Below are 16,679 nucleotides of genomic sequence, written 5' to 3'. Positions count from 1 at the left end.
GCGCCGATGGCGTGCGAAAGGGTGTAGAGGACCAGGGCATGTTCCACGAGACGGTCGAGAGCTTCGATCAGCTGTCGAAGATGGATGAACTTGAGCGCGGCTTCTACGGGATGCGGCCTGTGTGGCAGTTAGTTTCGAAGCATGAATGGCTCGGAACGGCGCGCAGCATCGCAGACGACCAAGGATTTTTTCACTGGGAGCTCGATTTTGCTCATGTATTTCGCGAGGGCGGGTTCACTCTTCAAGTTGGAAACCCGCCATGGGTACGGCCAGATTGGTGGGAATCGCCGATCTTGGCCGATTTTGATCCATATTTCTTGTTGCAGGATAAGATTCCGGAAAAGGTACTTTCTGTGCGGCGCGATGATTTGCTCCGCTCCCGGCATGTATCGAATAAATACTTGGCAGACCTTGTGGAGTGGGCAGGTACCGCGGAGCATCTTAGTTCCACCGTTGGATATCCAAAGCTGTCTGGAATTCGGACTAACCTCTATACGAATTTCATGGAGCAGGTATGGAGAAATGGTGCCGCGGGGGGGATCTCCGGCTTAATTCACCCTGAAGGGCACTTTTCCGATCCGAATGCCGGGGAGTTTCGAAGCCATACCTATCGCCGGCTGCGTCGGCATTTTCAGTTTTTCAATGAGCTGGGTCTTTTTGAAGGCGTCGGAGGCATGGCGGTGTTTGGCCTACACGTGTACGGTGACATTTCTGATGTCAATTTTGCTCAAATGAGTTCATTGGCGGATCCAGCTACAATCGATTCTTCTTTTGAACATGACGGCATGGGGGAACTTCCCGGAATTCAGTATGAATGGGGTGGCCGCGATTTGCGACCGCACGCATCTCGAATTACCTGGATTGATCAGGAGATCTTATCGGATTGGGCGCGAATATTTGATGAAAATGGAACACCTGCACTGGAATCACGGCTTTTGAGGCCTTTGACAGTTGAACAGGTCTCATTGTTGTCAATTCTTTCAAACCAAACCACGCGAATGTCTGACATTGGGTACCGTTGGGTGTTCTTATGGAATGAGAAGAGTTCCAAGAAGGACGGATACATCGAATGGAAGACTGAACGTCCTAATAATTGGTCAGAGGTCATACTTCAAGGTCCACACTTTAGTGTAGCTAATCCATTTGCGAAGGAGCCGAATGATCCGTGTAGGAGCAAGTCGGACTATTCTAGTTGGGATCTTGCTGCACTGCCGGAATCTGTCATACCGCGAACGAACTATAGACGAGCGGCGGGCCGTGAAAGGTACGACGATGCAGTTCCGAAGTGGGGGGTCAGGCAGCGACAGATTTTTGGCGGATTGCATGGCGCCGTATGACGCAGCCAGGACTTGAAAGGTCTTTACATGCTGCGATTATTCCTCCAGGTGCTGCGCATACGCACACGGTTCATTCAATGCAGGTGGGAAAGCCTGATGGCGGGGCTGAATATGCGCATGAGAATCTTCGAATGACCTCAATTGTTGCGGGGCTGTGGGCATCCTTACCCTATGACTACATGGTGAAAGTTAGTGGACGAACCGGTGTTCAAGCCGAATTGATTGATAAATTTCCGGCGCCCCTGGAGCATGCCGCGGCTCCAATGCTGATGTTGAGGTCTCTTCGCCTAAACTGTCTAACAAGAGATTACTCAGAGCTGTGGGAATCTGTTTATCTTGAGTCTTTCGATGACGATTTCTGGGCAGCCAGTATTCCAAATACTTGCAGTCTGGGGGCGACAGGCAGGATTTGGACGAAAGAATCTCCGCTTAGATTGGAAATTGATCGACGGGCCGCTTTAGTTGAGATCGATGCATTGGCCGCCTTGATGTTAGGAATTTCTTCGGAGCATCTAATTTTGCTGTACCGAGCACAATTCCCCGTGCTGCGCAAGTACGAGTACGAGATGTACTTCGATGCGAAGGGGCGAAAGATCGCGAAGGACCATCACGCGCAAGGTATTAAGCAACAGAAGGAAGACTACAAACTCCTTCAGGCATATCTCGACAAGGAAGACTGTGGTGACCTTCTCGATCGCTATGTACCCTTCCCCGCGGATGCGAACCACGATGAACCGTGGTTCTACAAGCCCAACCGTGAAGCCGAGATGCGTATTGCCTACGCCGAATTTGAGCGGAGGCTTGGGCTGAATGGCTAAGGAATCCTCCCCGACCTTTCCGTCGCTATTGGCGGAGGAAACGCGGGACTCAATCACCGAGTACCTCTCCACCACCTTCTCGCTGGCAGATGCCAACGCGGGTAAGGCGCTCAGCGAGTTCCTGCGAGATCCCGAGACCGGGATTTTTCGGGGGCCCTACCTTAAGCTGCGCACGCCGTACCAACAAGTGGCGAAGAGTTGGAAATCGCCGCTGGAATGGATGCCGAAGGGATTCCAGCCCTTTCAGCATCAAGCGCAGGCATTCGATCGGCTCTCGACGCATGGACGAGCCGCGCAGCCGACGATCGTGACCACGGGAACTGGTTCAGGTAAAACCGAGTCTTTCCTCGTCCCGCTCCTTGACCATGCTCGGCGGTCGGCCGCTCGTGGCGAGCGGGGGATCAAAGCGGTCATCCTGTATCCGATGAACGCACTGGTCACTGACCAGGCTCGTCGACTCGCAAACTATCTCCACGACGATCCTCTGCTCAGTGAGGTCACCGCAGGTGTTTACATCGGTGGCGAGGGCAGGCGAAGGACTCGCACTCGAAATCAGCTGATCGACCACCGCGACGAGCTACGGAAGAACCCGCCCGACATTCTGCTGACCAACTACAAGATGCTCGATCTGCTGCTGGTTCGCTCAGGCGATAAACCATTGTGGGACAACGCTGCTGCAACGCTGCAATACCTGGTGCTCGATGAGTTTCACACCTACGACGGGGCTCAGGGAACCGATGTAGCGATGCTCATTCGTAGGCTCGGCGCGCGGACTGGAGTGGCTGAGGACGGACGGCCGCTGGGGCGTATCACTCCTGTCGCAACTTCCGCGACACTTGGTGGAGGTGTTCGGTCGGATGAACTGCGAGAGTTCGCTGAAACGATCTTCGGCACTGAGTTCGCCCTCGAATCGTTGATCACCGAAACCTCATTGTCTGCTGCAGATGTTGTGCCGCACGTCGACTTTGGGCTTGAGATCCCCTCGGTCGACGCGATCCTGGATGCTCCGGAGGTAGATGCCTCAGTCACCGGATCATGGGAACCGTTGGCGCGAGCCGTCCTCCAGCCCTCGGCGGAACCTGGCGCGCACGCGGCTGAGATTGACTATGCCGACCCGGTAGAAATTGGCGAAACTCTCCGGACACACTTCCTGACTCGAGTCATAATTGACACTCTTGGTGGTGAGCCCCTCACACCGGCTGATGCGGTCACGAGGATCACTCAGGCCGGTGTCCTCCCGTGGGGGGTGCATAACTCGACGAAACCTCTCGAGGTGCAGCAGGCGCTGCTCAAGTTCCTTGCGTTGATGTCCGTTGCGAGAATCAAGGATGACAACGGCAACCTGCGGCCGATGATCAACGTCCAGGTTCAGCTGTGGGTACGGGAACTGACTCGCATGCTCCGAAGTCTCAGTCGCGAAACCAGATTCGACTGGTGGCACGACGGGTTACCAACGGAAGGCACGTTTCTGCCCGCGGCACATTGCCGCGTGTGCGGACACTCCGGATGGATTGCAACGACAACAGAGCTCGGTGATGAGCTCGGCCATGATCCCGTCACAATCTGGCGAGACAGTGCCCGGCTGACCACCCGATTCAAAACACGTGCTCTGCTCCTCGCTGATGAAAGTGACAAAGGCGTCAGCTACATCGACCCAGATACGCTTGAGATCGGGTCGGTCCCGAGTGCGAATTCTCTTGCGGTCCATTGCACTCCAGATGAAAAGGCGGCATTCGATCAGACATGCCCCTCGTGTGGCGCGAAGAACGCAATCCGATTCATGGGATCGAGTGTTGCCACGCTCCTGAGTGTTGGGCTCACCAGTGAGTTCGGATCCACTCTTCTAGCCGATAGCGAGAAGAAGACCCTCGTCTTCACCGATTCGGTGCAGGATGCCGCACACCGTGCGGCATTCATTGAGGGGCGCGCGTTCCAATTCAACTTTCGATCCGCTCTGCTGGGCGCGACTCACGGCGAACGGACAACTCTCAAGGAAACGTCGGACCGGCTTGTCGCCGACATTCCCGTCGATCAGCTTTACTCGATCACTCCGCCGGACTTTGTACGTCGTACGGGAGTCGATGGCGCGTGGTTGGAGAACGATCCTAGAGGGTGGATGCGTGAACTGTTGGGAGTGCGGATCGCCTTCCAAGCGCAACTGGAAGCAGGGCTGAATGCCCGCGTGGGTCGTACGCTCGAGCTCACTGGCGCGATGGCCGTCGATGTTGACGTCGACCTGACTCTGTTTTCGCAGCGCGCTCACGACATTCACCAGAACCTGCCACAGCTGAGCCTGAATCTGAGCGGGGGGCCGTCAGGTCAGCTCAGTCTTGAGGTACCTGACCAGAGGCCACAACAGCTCGAGCTTGAATCTGAGTCCGTGGGCGGCCCTCGCTACGACATCTGGATCTTGGGGTTGTTGGAGCATCTTCGGGTGAACGGCGGCGTCTACCACCAATGGCTTACGCGCTACATCCGTGATGAAGGCAGGCGCTGGTCGATTTGGGGCGGTAGCGCTGAGGGAATGCCTAAATTCCCGCTTGGGCGACCGGCTCCCGGCTTTTTGACCACCGGTGCGGCTGGTGACACAGACTTCATGGCGGTCAATCCTCGGGGTGAGTCCTGGCTGACCGATTGGACGAGGCGGTGCCTTGGAGTGACGGCGCCAGAAGCTAGAGCGCTACTCGCAGACGTGATCGACTCTCTCTCAAGCGAAGACGGGCCACTCGAACGACGCAGTGGCGAAAAGGGATCCAAGGTTTACGGCATCACTCCGGACCGGATCATTCTGGACCCCAATGACATTGCTCGGTTGCAGTGCCCGATCTGTCATCACGTGCAGCCGAGCTCGAAGCAGCGGCAGTCACTGTGGACCGGGGCGTCGTGCCCACGAATGCGGTGCCCGGGCACTCTGGCATTAGTCGAGATGGAGTCCGAAAACTTCTACCGGAAGATGTATCAGTCGGGACGTATTCGCCGCATCGTGAGTGCGGAGCACACCGGACTGCTCGACAGGGAAGAACGAGAGGAAGTGGAGGCGCGCTTCAAGAGCGGCGGCTCGCCTGTTGACCCCAACATCCTCGCGTGTACACCGACATTGGAACTCGGTATCGACATCGGCGATCTGAGTACCGTCGCGCTAGCCTCGCTGCCACGGTCCACCGCGAGCTATCTTCAGCGGATCGGACGTGCCGGCCGTTCGACAGGTAATGCGTTCGTTCTCGCGGCCGTGCCTAGTTCGCCGCGGGACCTCTACTACTTTGCCCAGCCAGGCCACCTGCTCGCCGGGGAGGTGCTGCCACCTGGTGCATACCTCAATGCGACGGAGTTGCTCTACCGCCAGTTCTTCGCATTCGCGTTGGACCGCCTCGCAACTGGTGGTCTCGGCGTCGTACCTGTGATGCCACCCAAGCTCAGCGCAGCGTTGAGCGGAGGTATGGCGGATGGAGCGTGGTTGCGTGCTGTGGTCGACGCTGCGACTGCGGACGCTGACTCTCTGAGCTCAGAGTTCCTTGGGCTGTTCGGTAAGAAGCTTGTGCCGGAAGCGCAGTCCGCGGTGAAGGACTTCGCTGGCGGAGGGCTCCGTGAGAGCGCGGCGCGAGTAGCGCTGGCGTGGCAAACGGATTCTGACGAAATTCGCAGCCGTCTCAACGATCTCGCCAAAACTGTGGCGGAGATCGACAAGCACGGTCATCTCGACGACAAGCAAAAGGATGACCGAAAGCGCTGTATGGGGGAGTCGCGAGCACTTGGCGATCAACTACGTGAGCGCGGACGTCAAGAGACGTTGACAGGCTTGAGTGGGGTGGGCCTACTGCCGAACTACAACCTGCTCGACGATTCCACCACGCTCGATGTCCATCTGTGGTGGACCGCAAACGAAGGCGATTCTCCAGAACCGCAAGCACTCGACCTCACCTACGAACGAAGCAGCAGTAGCGCACTCACCGAGTTGGCGCCGGGAGCGTACTTCTATGCCAGCGGCAAACGAGTGGAGGTCGATGCCGTCGACGTCGGGCCGCTTTCGCAACCACTGTGGGCGAATACCAGGCTGTGCCCGTCGTGTGGCTGGGGGACAACCAACCCTTCGGCGCCGCTGGCCGCATGTCCGCGATGCCATAGCTCGGCAGTGACCGATGCCGGTGCGGTACACAAGGTTCTGCCATTGCGGCGAGTTTCCGCAGTACATCGTCTCGATGATGTACTGATCGACGAGGACGCTGACGACAGAACCAAGACATACTTCGGCCGTGTCACAGGGGTTGACATAGACCCCGCGGACATCGTCGACGCATGGAAGTTGAAAGAGACCGTCTTCGGCGCCGAGTACGCACGTTCCGCGGTGATTCGTTCGATCAATGTCGGTCTAGGCGACGTGCCCGGTAATGAGACGATCATCGCCGGAGAGACACTGTCGGCAGCCGGATTTACCACGTGTTCCCACTGCGGCGTCGTGGCTAAGAAGGCGACCGAAAAGGATAAGGCCCGTCACAGGGGCTACTGCGCGACTAGGCGAGGCACAGCTGAAAGATGGGAGAAGCTGCTGCTCTCCCATGAACTGAAAACGCAGGCTGTCCGGCTGTTGCTGCCGGTTTCGTTGCTGCATTTCGAGACGACGATGACGTCCTTCAAGGGCGCGTTGCTACTCGGACTGCGGCGAGATTTCGGTGGCGACCCCCAGCACCTTGCGGTTGTCGCCTCGAGTATGAGTGACGGGATGGGTTCGGTGAGGCGCTTCCTCGTCTTGCACGACACCGTCCCCGGTGGCACCGGCTACCTCGACCGCTTCGGGCAGCCTGAACGGTTGCGGCATATTCTCACCCTCGCGCGGGACGTTCTTGCAGCATGCCCGTGCAGACTAGAAGGCCGTGCAGCATGCCACCGATGCTTGTACGGAGTGCTTCAGTCTCGTGAAATGCCCAATGCGTCAAGAGAATCGGCATTGGGACTGCTCGAAAACTTCCTTCAAGATTGGGATGTCGAGAAGATTCCGACCGTCAGCACAGTCGACATAGCCAAAGTTCAGCTCAGCGAACTGGAACTGCAGTTCCGTGAGGCGCTCAAGGAAAGGATCGCGTCTCGAGATGGATGGTCAATCGAAGCTGCTATCGGGTCCAAGGGCGAAGAGCTTGACCTGCGACTCGCGAATCCCGACGGAGAGCCCCGGCGGTGGCGAATGCGACCACTGGTTGACGTCAGGGCAGGATCGATTGCGACGCAACCGGACTTCCTCCTGACACGAAGCGACGCACAGGGGTGCGACGTTGCGGTGTACCTGGACGGCGCGAAATTCCATGCGAGTGTTGAGCACAACCGAACCGACGACGATGCGGTGAAACGTGATGCATTGCGCCGTGATGGTCGGCGAGTGTGGTCGATATCTTGGGACGATGTCCAGGCCTTTATCTCGAATTCTCTGAAGGCTGCGGTGCCGGACCTCGTCCACCAACAGGTACAGAATGCTGCGAGTGTTGGCATCGACGATCCCCGTTTGAAACTGTTGTGGGGCAATCCGATCGACTTCCTGATCGAGTACCTGGCTGATCCCGACGCAGAAGTGTGGGGTGATGGCGCACAAGGGACCGTATTGGCCATTGTGAATCCGGGAAGACACGGATCGGATGCACCGATTATGGTGAAGCCGGGAAGCTTTGAGACGAGCCTGAATTCATTCCTCGGTGGCACCAAAGCCGATTTAGAATCAGACGGAACCGTAATGCTGGTACCCCGGAACGGCTTGAGTGGATTACCGCTGATCGTCGTTGCCGATCCCAAGGACCACGTTGCCACAACGGGAGTACTCAGCGTGCTGGACGACCGCCACACAGAGATTGGTGGTCCTGAGCATGCAGCGCGATGGCGCGAATGGCTACGGTGGGCGAACGTTCTGCAATTCCTGACTCTTCCGCGTTTTGGACATCAGATGCCGATGCGGATGGTGGAGATTTGGACTCGACGTTCCGTTGATCCGTTGGCTCAGTCGCACATTCCTCTGTCGGCGCCTGCGCAGTCCACAACCGCCGGACAGAGCGCCGAGCTAGCGCCTGAATGGGCTGTAGTTCGGGACTACACAGATCCAGTCCTTGCGAAGCTGATCGAGATCATGGCAGCAGCCGCCATGGATGTGCCAGAAGCTGGTGCAGAAGTGGGCCCAGATCAAAGTATCTGGCAGGTAGAACTTGCGTGGCCCGCTGCAAAGGTTGCCGTCGTCGTTGATATCGACCACGACCGTGACCAATGGCTCGCGAAGGACGGATGGACAGTACAAACCGTCGAGGACGAGAACGTTCCGGATACGCTTGCCCGTGATCTGGAGAATGCCGTGAATGGGAGTAGCAAGTGAAGACACACGTCCTGATGCATGACCTGTTTCAAGACTCCTATGACAGCCTCGACGGCAGCGTACGCAGTCGCGTACTCAGTTTCATGGTGAAGTTGCAGCAGGACCCGGATGCAACCGGGTTGGATTTCAAGATCCCGAAGCTCGCAAAAACCAAACACGTGCGTACCGCTCGAGTTACTGACAACTATCGTGCTGTTCTTATTGCTGCAGGCGAGGATTCGGAAACCAGCACCCTGTACCTCGTCGCAGTGAAGAAACATGATGACGCGTACGAGTACGCCAGCAAGCTCACGCTTCAGGTAAACCCGAAGACTGGTGCGGCCGAGCTGTTCGACTCATTGGCTCTTGACGAAGCCGTGGACAAAGCGCGACAGGTTCAGCAGTCGACCGATACCGTCAAACCTTTGATGCCTGCGAAGGTCAGTCAGAAGGACCTGGAACGATTTGGCGTCGAATCCGAGATTGCCGAGCAGTTGAAGAAGGTGTCGGACGAGGACACCCTGGAATCCATTGTCACTGCACTACCTTCGTCGCAAGGCAGTGCTGTGCTTGATTTGGTGTACGGCAAGAGCCCGGATGATGTGTGGGCAGACCTCGTGGTTGACGAGCCTGGTGAAGTCGACGTCGAGGATCTCTCCGCTGCACTGCAACGACCGCTGTCACGACTGAGCTTCACAAGCTTCGACGGTGAAAATGAAGACGAGCTTCGAGCTGTTCTTGAAGGAGACTTCGCGAAATGGCGCGTGTGGCTGCATCCACTTCAGCGCAAACTCGCGACCCACAAGGGTTGGAATGGCCCCTTCCGTGTTACGGGTGGAGCTGGCACAGGCAAGACCGTAACGGCGATTCACCGCGCGAGATTCCTTGCTCGACAGCTCGATTCGCAAGAAGCCGCGACGAAGGTTTTGTTCACTACATTCACCAAGAACCTTGCGCGGACGATCGAATCGCAACTCAAGCAGCTGGCCGGACCCAAGGTCCTGGATCGAGTTGATGTGGTCAACATCGACGCCTTGGCCCGACGGGTTGTCACCGCATCGGATGCCGGACGAATTGCAGTCGCAAACACGAAGTTTGTGTCGTCCGATAGTTCCGAGGTGAGAGAACTGTGGTCTTCCGCGGCATTGGTTGCCACGGGAACCTGGGACGCCACTTTCTTGGCCGATGAATGGTCGCAGGTTGTCTTGGGCAATGCGATTGTCGATGAAGCCGGCTATCTCAGAGTGCCCCGAAGTGGTCGGAGTCAGCGTCTGAGCCGGCCTCAGCGCGCTGATGTCTGGAAGGTAATCGAGCAATTCGAAAGCTTGATGCGGTCCCAGGGTCTGATGACCTTCACTCAGCTGGCCTCTCAAGCAGCCGCAATATTGCTGTCCGACACGACGCTTCGCGACCAACTGGGGTATCGACATGTAGTGGTTGACGAGGCGCAGGATCTTCATCCTGCCCATTGGAAGCTGCTGCGAGCGTTGGTGCCTGCCGATAGCGACGACATGTTCATCGTTGGTGATGCCCACCAACGCATCTACGGCCGCCCGGCGCCGCTCTCTCGCTACGGAATTGAGACGAGGGGCCGATCGCGTCGCCTCACGATCAACTACCGAACATCGAAAGAAATTCTGCAATGGTGCTTGGGCGTCGCAGACACTGAAGTCGACGACCTCGATCTGGCAGCGGACACCCTCGCGGGTGCGCGGTCAGTCTTCGGCGGGCCTGCGCCTGAGGTCCTCGTACGTAAAAACATCGCGGATGAGAACAAGGGTCTTTCTGCCCAGGTTCAGAAATGGGTCGGCGAAGGCTTGAATCTCTCCGACATCGCAGTCTTCGCGTTGGACAAAGACAGCGTTAAAGACCTAGCTGAATCTCTCCAATCCTCGGGCATCCAGAGCGTCATCGTGACCGACCGGTCAGACGAGGACAAGAGTGGAGACGCAGTCCGAGTGATGACGATGCACCGGGCGAAGGGGCTGGAGTTCCGTGCAGTTGCAATGTGCAGGCTCGGCGAAGGCGAGTTCCCGCCGTTCTACGTCAAAAGATTGACCGGGGTGGATCGGGTTCAAGGGGAACTAAAGCTGCGCCGGATTCTTTATGTCGCGGGCTCGCGTGCTCGGGAGCAACTGGCACTGTTCGGCACAGGGAAGATTTCCGACTTGGTGGAGAAGCATTGTGAGTGAACTGAGTCCGGAGCTAGAAGGTGTGCAGACTCCAGGAACCTGGCGAGTTTCGGACGGTACTGCTGTCCAGTTCAAGGACGCCACGTCGGCGTGGGCTGATGCTGCTTTTGACGTTCTCGTGGACGTTGCGTCGAACTATCACTCGTTCATTACCTACAAGGATCTTGCCGAAAAAGTTCAGGCGAGCACCGGTATTCGGAGCCGCTCGCAGATGCGGAACTGGATCGGTGGTGTGCTCGGTCAGGTCGTCGACCGAACCGCCGCCGAGGAGCTACCATCGCTGACTGCATTATGTGTCAAGCAGGATCAGAGTGTTGGTGATGGGTACCGCTACGTACTCGAAGTCGCTGGACTCGAGGTCCCTGAAGACCTCGATCAACACGCAGCTGAGGCGCGACTGGAGTGCTACAAGTACTTCGGTGCTGCTATCCCCGCAGAGGGCGGCGTCCCGGCTCTACCGCCGGCGATCATTGCCCAGCGGCGGAGAGCGAAACCTCAACCAGAACCAATTGCTGCCTTGTGTCCGACCTGTCGGGTTCAGCTGCCGCGTTCGGGTGTTTGCGACGATCACTAGCCTGCTCGAATCGTTGCTAGAGGGGCGTGGCATTGGGATGACGTCATCTAGAAGTCCAGAACTGCGTGGGCATCGCGCGTCCGCCCCGCCGAGCCTCTTGAACCCGAGCCATCCAGCGTTTGATCAGCCACATTTCGATCAGCTCGGGGCGGGTTTGGGCAGTGGTTGCCCACGAACTGAGCAGTTGGGTGTAACGGTGGTACCTGCGAAGTGTCAAACCGCTGACCGCTGGATCTTCCAGCCAGCCTTCGTGAATCAGGGTCGAGGCACCGAATTGGTCGATCAACTGGGCACGGCTATCTGCCTCTGAGACCTCAGCGGCCCACATGAATGCAGCAAGGAGAGAAACTCCTACACCAGGCGTCACGGGTCGCCCTGACCAGGTGCCGCGGTGGATGGCTGGCAACGTGCGAGTTTTCAAGCAGTAATCGAGGATGGACTTGATCGGCTGTAGCGGATCCTCGCCCTTCGGACTGGTGCGCCGAATACGTCGGAAAGCGGCGTCCCGGATGAGCGCTTTGCCACGCCGCAGAGAAATAGCAGTCCGAGACCGTCGTGGGTCGCGATAATGAGTTCGCTGCCAGGCCGAAGGTCATTTCGCTGCCCGGTTGCTATCCCTCGGTGACGATTCTTCCAGCGTCGTTTCGACCGCGTAGCTGAATCTCGTGCTCGGAATCGCGCAGGTGGAGTTCCAGCAGTCGAGGTCGACGCTGGCTTCGTCGTCGAGAATGTGCAGATCATAAATTCTTGACTGGCACCAGTAAACGCGTGCCTCTGGCGGTTCGAATCCAGCGTCTTCGATCGGTATGTGGCGATCCCGGCACGTTTCGCGACCGTAGCGGTATAGCCGCGCTCGCACTTCGCTCAATTGTCCGAACTGGCGTTCGCCGTCGAAGGCTTCCGGCGTCCCGCGAAGCGACGACAAACGTCAGCGTGCGTGCATCTCCGCAATCGCAGAGATGCACGTACGCAATACTAGCCGTGGGTTATTGCTTACTTGCTGGGCGTCGAGGTGACCGCCCTGATGCTGAGCTCGCCGTCTGCTTCATCGCCGCATGCGCAGTCACAGTCTCCGTCGCAACCGCCGGGATTGCAGTCTCCGGCATAGCTGTCGTCATCCGCGTCGCAGTCGAGGGACCCTCCGAAGGATTCAGCAAAATCGTCGTCGAGTTCGTGAGTGAAGTCGTGAACCTCGTCGATCAGGTTCAGCAGATGCTGCGGCGCGAAGGGATCGGCGTCGAGCATCGTGGAGACCAGTAGGTGGTCGCCGCTGAAGGCGAAGCGCAGGCGCGGCCATTCCTGCGCGAGTTCGATCAGTCGAGTCGCAGCATGCGAGGGATTGCCGAGGCCGGTCAGAACCGAAGACCAGACGTTGATCTGAGGGCCGTCATCCGCAACTGTCACGTAGACGACAAACCCGTGAACCGGCACGACGATGTCGCCGTCGTCATCGGTGGCAGGCTCACTGCCCAGTAGTTCGGCGAGAGTTTGAACGCACAGGCGAACCAATTCGTCGCGCTCGTCCGTCACCAAGGCAATTGCGCCGTTGATGTGGAGGGGCTGGTCGGCGGTCGTGTCTTGGTCGCTCATGGATCCTCATGTTCTGTGCCAGTCCGAGCAGGCGCTGGGCACTGTTTTCGTGCGGTAGCTGTCAGGTCTACGGTAATCGGCGCACACTATTGTCCGCGCAGTGGATGATTAATAATGCCTGCGCAGGTCCGCGCTGATCAGGACTTGACAGCCGACCAACGACGTCGTGCGAGCCCCGACAAATCGGGCAACCTTGTGGCAGTGAGTATCTCGGCTGTAGGTAGGTAGATCTAGCCTCCATGCATGACGGGTCAGAGAGTTCGGCGAGCTTCACATCTGCGTTTGGTAGCTGAATATCAAGCGGCGCAAAGCCAGATGAAGGTCCTTACGCCGAGGCAGATGCGGAATCAGCGTCGACGGCCGGAGGTGGCGAACTTTGTCATGCGGATCGAACTCGATTGCATCACGCCGCCTATTTGGAGACGGTTTTCGGTTCCGTCGAATACCGAACTGGACCAACTTCATTCGATTGTGCAGGCGGTGATGGGGTGGGGAGATCAACACGCTCATCAGTGGGTGAGTGTCCATCATTCAACGGACAATGGCCCAGATCGATATATCGCGCCAGAGGTGATCGAGCGCGACGGATACCAGGAAGACGAGTTTGGTGAGGATGAAGTCCGGATCGACGAGGCAGTTACTGCGGTAGGGGAGTACGTCCGTTATGAGTACAACGCCCGCGCAAGGTGGAGTCACACGTTGGTTCTCGAGCAGATTGTCGAAGACCAGCCGATTCCTGAGCCATCCTGTCTCGACGGCGAGAGAGCGTGCCCGCCGGAGGATTCTGGCGGTCCGATCGGGTATCGCGAGTTCCTGAACGTGCAGGCGAGTACCGGACTGTTCGATCCCGAACGTTTTGTTTCCGCAGAGTCCAATGCAGCAGTCACCATTGCAGTGGCATTGCATAAATCACCGCCCGTGGAAAGCTCGCTGTTCGAGAACTTCTTGCGCCGACTGTCGGTTCATTCCGCGCCGAAACTGTTTGCCGCAGTTGCCAAATCGGAGTTTCGTGGCGGATATGACAACTATTTCGAGGTGATGCGTGAGGGAGCAACCTGCCAACTGCTGTGGCTGCTGAACTCCGCGCGAGTCGGTGGGATTGCGTTGACGGCGTCCGGGGCACTTCCTTCGGACCATGTTGCGGACGCCCGAGACGAACTCGATTGGGGCAGTGACTGGATCGATGTCACGGCAGGGAGTGACTCGCAATTGGCAGTACTCGTTGAAGCCGCCAAGACACTGGGATTTGTCCGGAAACTCCGAGGCACTTTGATTCTGACTCGACTCGGAGCGTCAGTGCTTGCATATGAAGGCGAGCTGTGGCGTCACATCGTGACGGCCATGCCGTTGGGAAAGGGTGAGTTGGCGCAGGAAGCCGGCCGAATTCTGTTCCTTACGTTGGCTGCCGGCTTGTCGGAGTCCGAACGTAGTGAAGTGATGATCGAAGGCCTCACGGCATTGGGTTGGTCGACAACAGACGGAACACGACTCGGGGACGACGATTGGACGTGGATGGTGCGAGACACTCTTGTGTACCTGCGAATGATCGGGGCGATTGTCTCCAATCCGCTGGACCAGCATGTTTCCGCCGATCCCGAGTGGGGTCGACGGTTTGCCAGGATGGTCCTGTCGAAGTAGCTGAGCGCTCGAATCCAGCATCGATTTCAATCGATGCGGAGTTGTTATATGCGCTGGAAGCGCACGATTTTTCCGCGGCGGAATCATGAATATTTTCGGGTGGGAAAATATCGGAGTTTTTGTTCGAAATTGCCATCATGCTATGGTCGATTCTCAGTTGTTGAATTGCGTGGTAGAGCCAAAAGCTTGCGCAGAAGATTTATTTTGTGGAGGTTGGGTTTCCGAAAAGACGAAGTGCGTGTTGCTAGTCAATTGAATATGTGACCGGTGTTGGTATGGCGGTCGCTCCTAGGGCGTGCAGAAACGAAGCGCAAAGATCCTGAACAGGGGTTTTGTGCTTTGCTCTGCCGATTATGTGCGAAGGATGTGGCATGTGACGGGGTCCGACATGGTCCAGTTCAGTACCTTGGTAATCGTTTCACTGCTTGTTGCTTTTTATGGTGGAACTTTTCTGATTTCTCTTCGTATTGGTAAGAGGAAGGAAAATGCCGACGGTTTTATGACCGCCGGAAACAAGTTAGGATTTGGTGTTTCGGCCGCGAGTATGACGGCCACCTGGATTTGGGCGTCGTCGATGTATGCATCCGCCACTTCTGGCTACACCTACGGAATCTCCGGCCCCATTCACTACGGTTTATGGGGCGCGTTGATGATTCTCTTCATTTATCCGTTTGGCCAGCGAATTCGCAAAGTAGCGCCGAAAGCCCACACGCTGGCTGAGGTCATGTACGCGCGGCATGGACGCTCGAGTCAGCTGATGCTCGCGGGCTCCAATATCGTCGGCAGTCTCATCAGTTTGATGTCGAACTTCCTCGCCGGTGGTCTGCTGATCGCATTGCTTTCGCCGTTCAACTTCATCCAGGGTGTGTTCGTCGTTGCGCTGGGCGTTTTGCTGTACACGTTGTGGTCGGGCTTCCGCGCTTCGGTGTTGACCGACTTCGTTCAGCTGATCGGAATGCTCGGTGCGGTAGCGGTTTTGGTGCCGTTCATCTTCTGTGCGGCAGGGTTCCCGGCAGCCTTCGAATCCGGGGCAGGCAACCTTACTGCTGAGCAGGGCAACTTCTTCTCGAGCGTTGCCTTCTTCGAGCAGGGCGCGCCGTACATCGCGGCAGTTCTTGCCTACGCAATCGGCAACCAGACCATTGCCCAACGTCTGTTCGCGGTCCGCGAAGACCTGATCAAGCCCACCTTCATCACCGCAACCGTCGGATACGGCGCAACGGTCATTGGTGTCGGAATGCTGGGTGTTCTCGCTCTGTACCTCGGAATCGAGCCGATGGATGGTGACGTCAACAACCTGATTCCGCAGATGGCCGCGTCGTACCTGCCCGGAATTTTGCTGGCCGTCTTCTTTGTCATGATCATCGGCGCGCTGTCATCGACGGCAGACTCGGACCTTGCTGCGCTCTCGTCCATCGTGATGACCGACGTTTACGGCCAAGCCGTCGCAGGCAAGGCCAATGCGAACCCTCGACGGATGCTGCTCATCGGCCGAGTAACGATGATAGTTGCCACGGCGGCGGCTATCTCCTTGGCAAGTCTGCAACTGAGCATTCTTGATCTGTTGGTGTTCGTCGGCGCGCTGTGGGGCGCGCTGGTGTTCCCGGTTATCGCGAGCTTCTATTGGGGAAAGGTCACCAACAAGGCCTTCACTGTGTCGGTTCTGGTGGCGCTTGCCGCCTTCTTGCCCGTCCGATTCAGTTGGGTGCCGATGGATGGGATGTTCGGGCTCTTCTCCGACATCGTTGCCGTTATCGGTATCGGAGTGGTGCTGGGACTCATGGTATTTGGATTCTTCGGTCTGAAGGTTGCGCAGATCGTCGGTGGCCTGGCGATCGTGCTGTCCGCGCCGTTCGCGATCGGCTTCCTGCACGACTACCCAACGCTCAGCGGATCTTTGGTGGCCTATGCCGTCAGTACCGTCGTGTGCTTTGCGATGTCCGTCAATCAGCGTGAGACGTTCGATTTCGAACTGATCAAGCAGCGGACGGGAGACTTCGACGATGACGAGCTTCCTGCCGTGGGAGCGTCCGGAAAGTAACCGTCGAGACAAGTGGAAGGAATACGAATGAGTACAGCTCTACTGACCATTTATGTTCTGATCTGGCCGGCGTTGGTCTTGGTCGTGCTGGGAGTCATCAGCAAGGGATTCTTCAAGGATTGGGCAACTGCTCGCCGCAACGGTGAGGATCTGGTCTAACTTTTCAC

General features: G+C 57.4%; 10 protein-coding genes. 8 read left to right on the top strand and 2 right to left on the bottom strand.

Annotated elements, in window-relative coordinates:
- Window positions 1-38 precede the first annotated feature (38 nt).
- From EHW12_RS20005 to EHW12_RS19985, 5 genes are read left to right on the top strand one after another with little or no spacing between them, the layout of a single operon-like run.
- Window positions 39-1,337: a hypothetical protein gene (locus EHW12_RS20005; protein ID WP_125051550.1), complete on the top strand. Its 1,299-nt coding sequence runs from the start codon at window positions 39-41 to the stop codon at window positions 1,335-1,337.
- Window positions 1,334-2,155, top strand: a complete 822-nt coding sequence (locus tag EHW12_RS20000; RefSeq protein ID WP_125051548.1) for a hypothetical protein — start codon at window positions 1,334-1,336, stop codon at window positions 2,153-2,155. The genes EHW12_RS20005 and EHW12_RS20000 overlap by 4 nt, the downstream gene beginning before the upstream one ends.
- Entirely contained in the window at window positions 2,148-8,498 is a 6,351-nt protein-coding gene (locus EHW12_RS19995) for a DEAD/DEAH box helicase (RefSeq protein WP_125051546.1), read from the top strand. The genes EHW12_RS20000 and EHW12_RS19995 overlap by 8 nt, the downstream gene beginning before the upstream one ends.
- Window positions 8,495-10,669, top strand: a complete 2,175-nt coding sequence (locus EHW12_RS19990) for a UvrD-helicase domain-containing protein (protein ID WP_164490592.1) — start codon at window positions 8,495-8,497, stop codon at window positions 10,667-10,669. The genes EHW12_RS19995 and EHW12_RS19990 overlap by 4 nt, the downstream gene beginning before the upstream one ends.
- The gene (locus EHW12_RS19985; protein ID WP_190287643.1) at window positions 10,662-11,243 is read left to right on the top strand and encodes a hypothetical protein; all 582 of its coding nucleotides are present in this window, start codon (window positions 10,662-10,664) and stop codon (window positions 11,241-11,243) included. Before EHW12_RS19990 ends, EHW12_RS19985 begins: the two co-directional genes overlap by 8 nt.
- 43 nt (window positions 11,244-11,286) lie before the next feature.
- On the opposite strand, the gene EHW12_RS35395 is transcribed toward EHW12_RS19985, so the two are convergent.
- Together EHW12_RS35395 and EHW12_RS19975 are read right to left on the bottom strand one after the other, a co-directional pair.
- On the bottom strand, window positions 11,287-11,610 hold the full coding sequence (locus tag EHW12_RS35395; RefSeq protein ID WP_241199006.1) for a hypothetical protein: 324 nt from the start codon (window positions 11,608-11,610) through the stop codon (window positions 11,287-11,289).
- Window positions 11,611-12,236: 626 nt separating this feature from the next.
- The gene (locus EHW12_RS19975; protein ID WP_125051544.1) at window positions 12,237-12,833 is read right to left on the bottom strand and encodes a hypothetical protein; all 597 of its coding nucleotides are present in this window, start codon (window positions 12,831-12,833) and stop codon (window positions 12,237-12,239) included.
- A gap of 243 nt (window positions 12,834-13,076) precedes the next feature.
- Here EHW12_RS19975 and EHW12_RS19970 point away from each other — a divergent pair, with 243 nt between their 5' ends.
- The 3 genes from EHW12_RS19970 (at window position 13,077) to EHW12_RS35390 (ending at window position 16,671) form a co-directional block, all read left to right on the top strand.
- Window positions 13,077-14,471: a plasmid pRiA4b ORF-3 family protein gene (locus EHW12_RS19970; RefSeq protein ID WP_241199005.1), complete on the top strand. Its 1,395-nt coding sequence runs from the start codon at window positions 13,077-13,079 to the stop codon at window positions 14,469-14,471.
- Window positions 14,472-14,844: 373 nt separating this feature from the next.
- Window positions 14,845-16,512, top strand: coding sequence for a sodium:solute symporter family protein (locus tag EHW12_RS19965; RefSeq protein WP_125051542.1), 1,668 nt, complete (start codon window positions 14,845-14,847; stop codon window positions 16,510-16,512).
- Window positions 16,513-16,539: 27 nt separating this feature from the next.
- Entirely contained in the window at window positions 16,540-16,671 is a 132-nt protein-coding gene (locus EHW12_RS35390; protein ID WP_003941363.1) for a putative transporter small subunit, read from the top strand.
- Window positions 16,672-16,679 lie beyond the last annotated feature (8 nt).

This window comes from Rhodococcus sp. NJ-530, from assembly GCF_003860625.1.
GTDB classification, from domain to species: domain Bacteria; phylum Actinomycetota; class Actinomycetes; order Mycobacteriales; family Mycobacteriaceae; genus Rhodococcus_F; species Rhodococcus_F qingshengii.
This window is presented reverse-complemented; position numbering and strand designations above follow the sequence as displayed.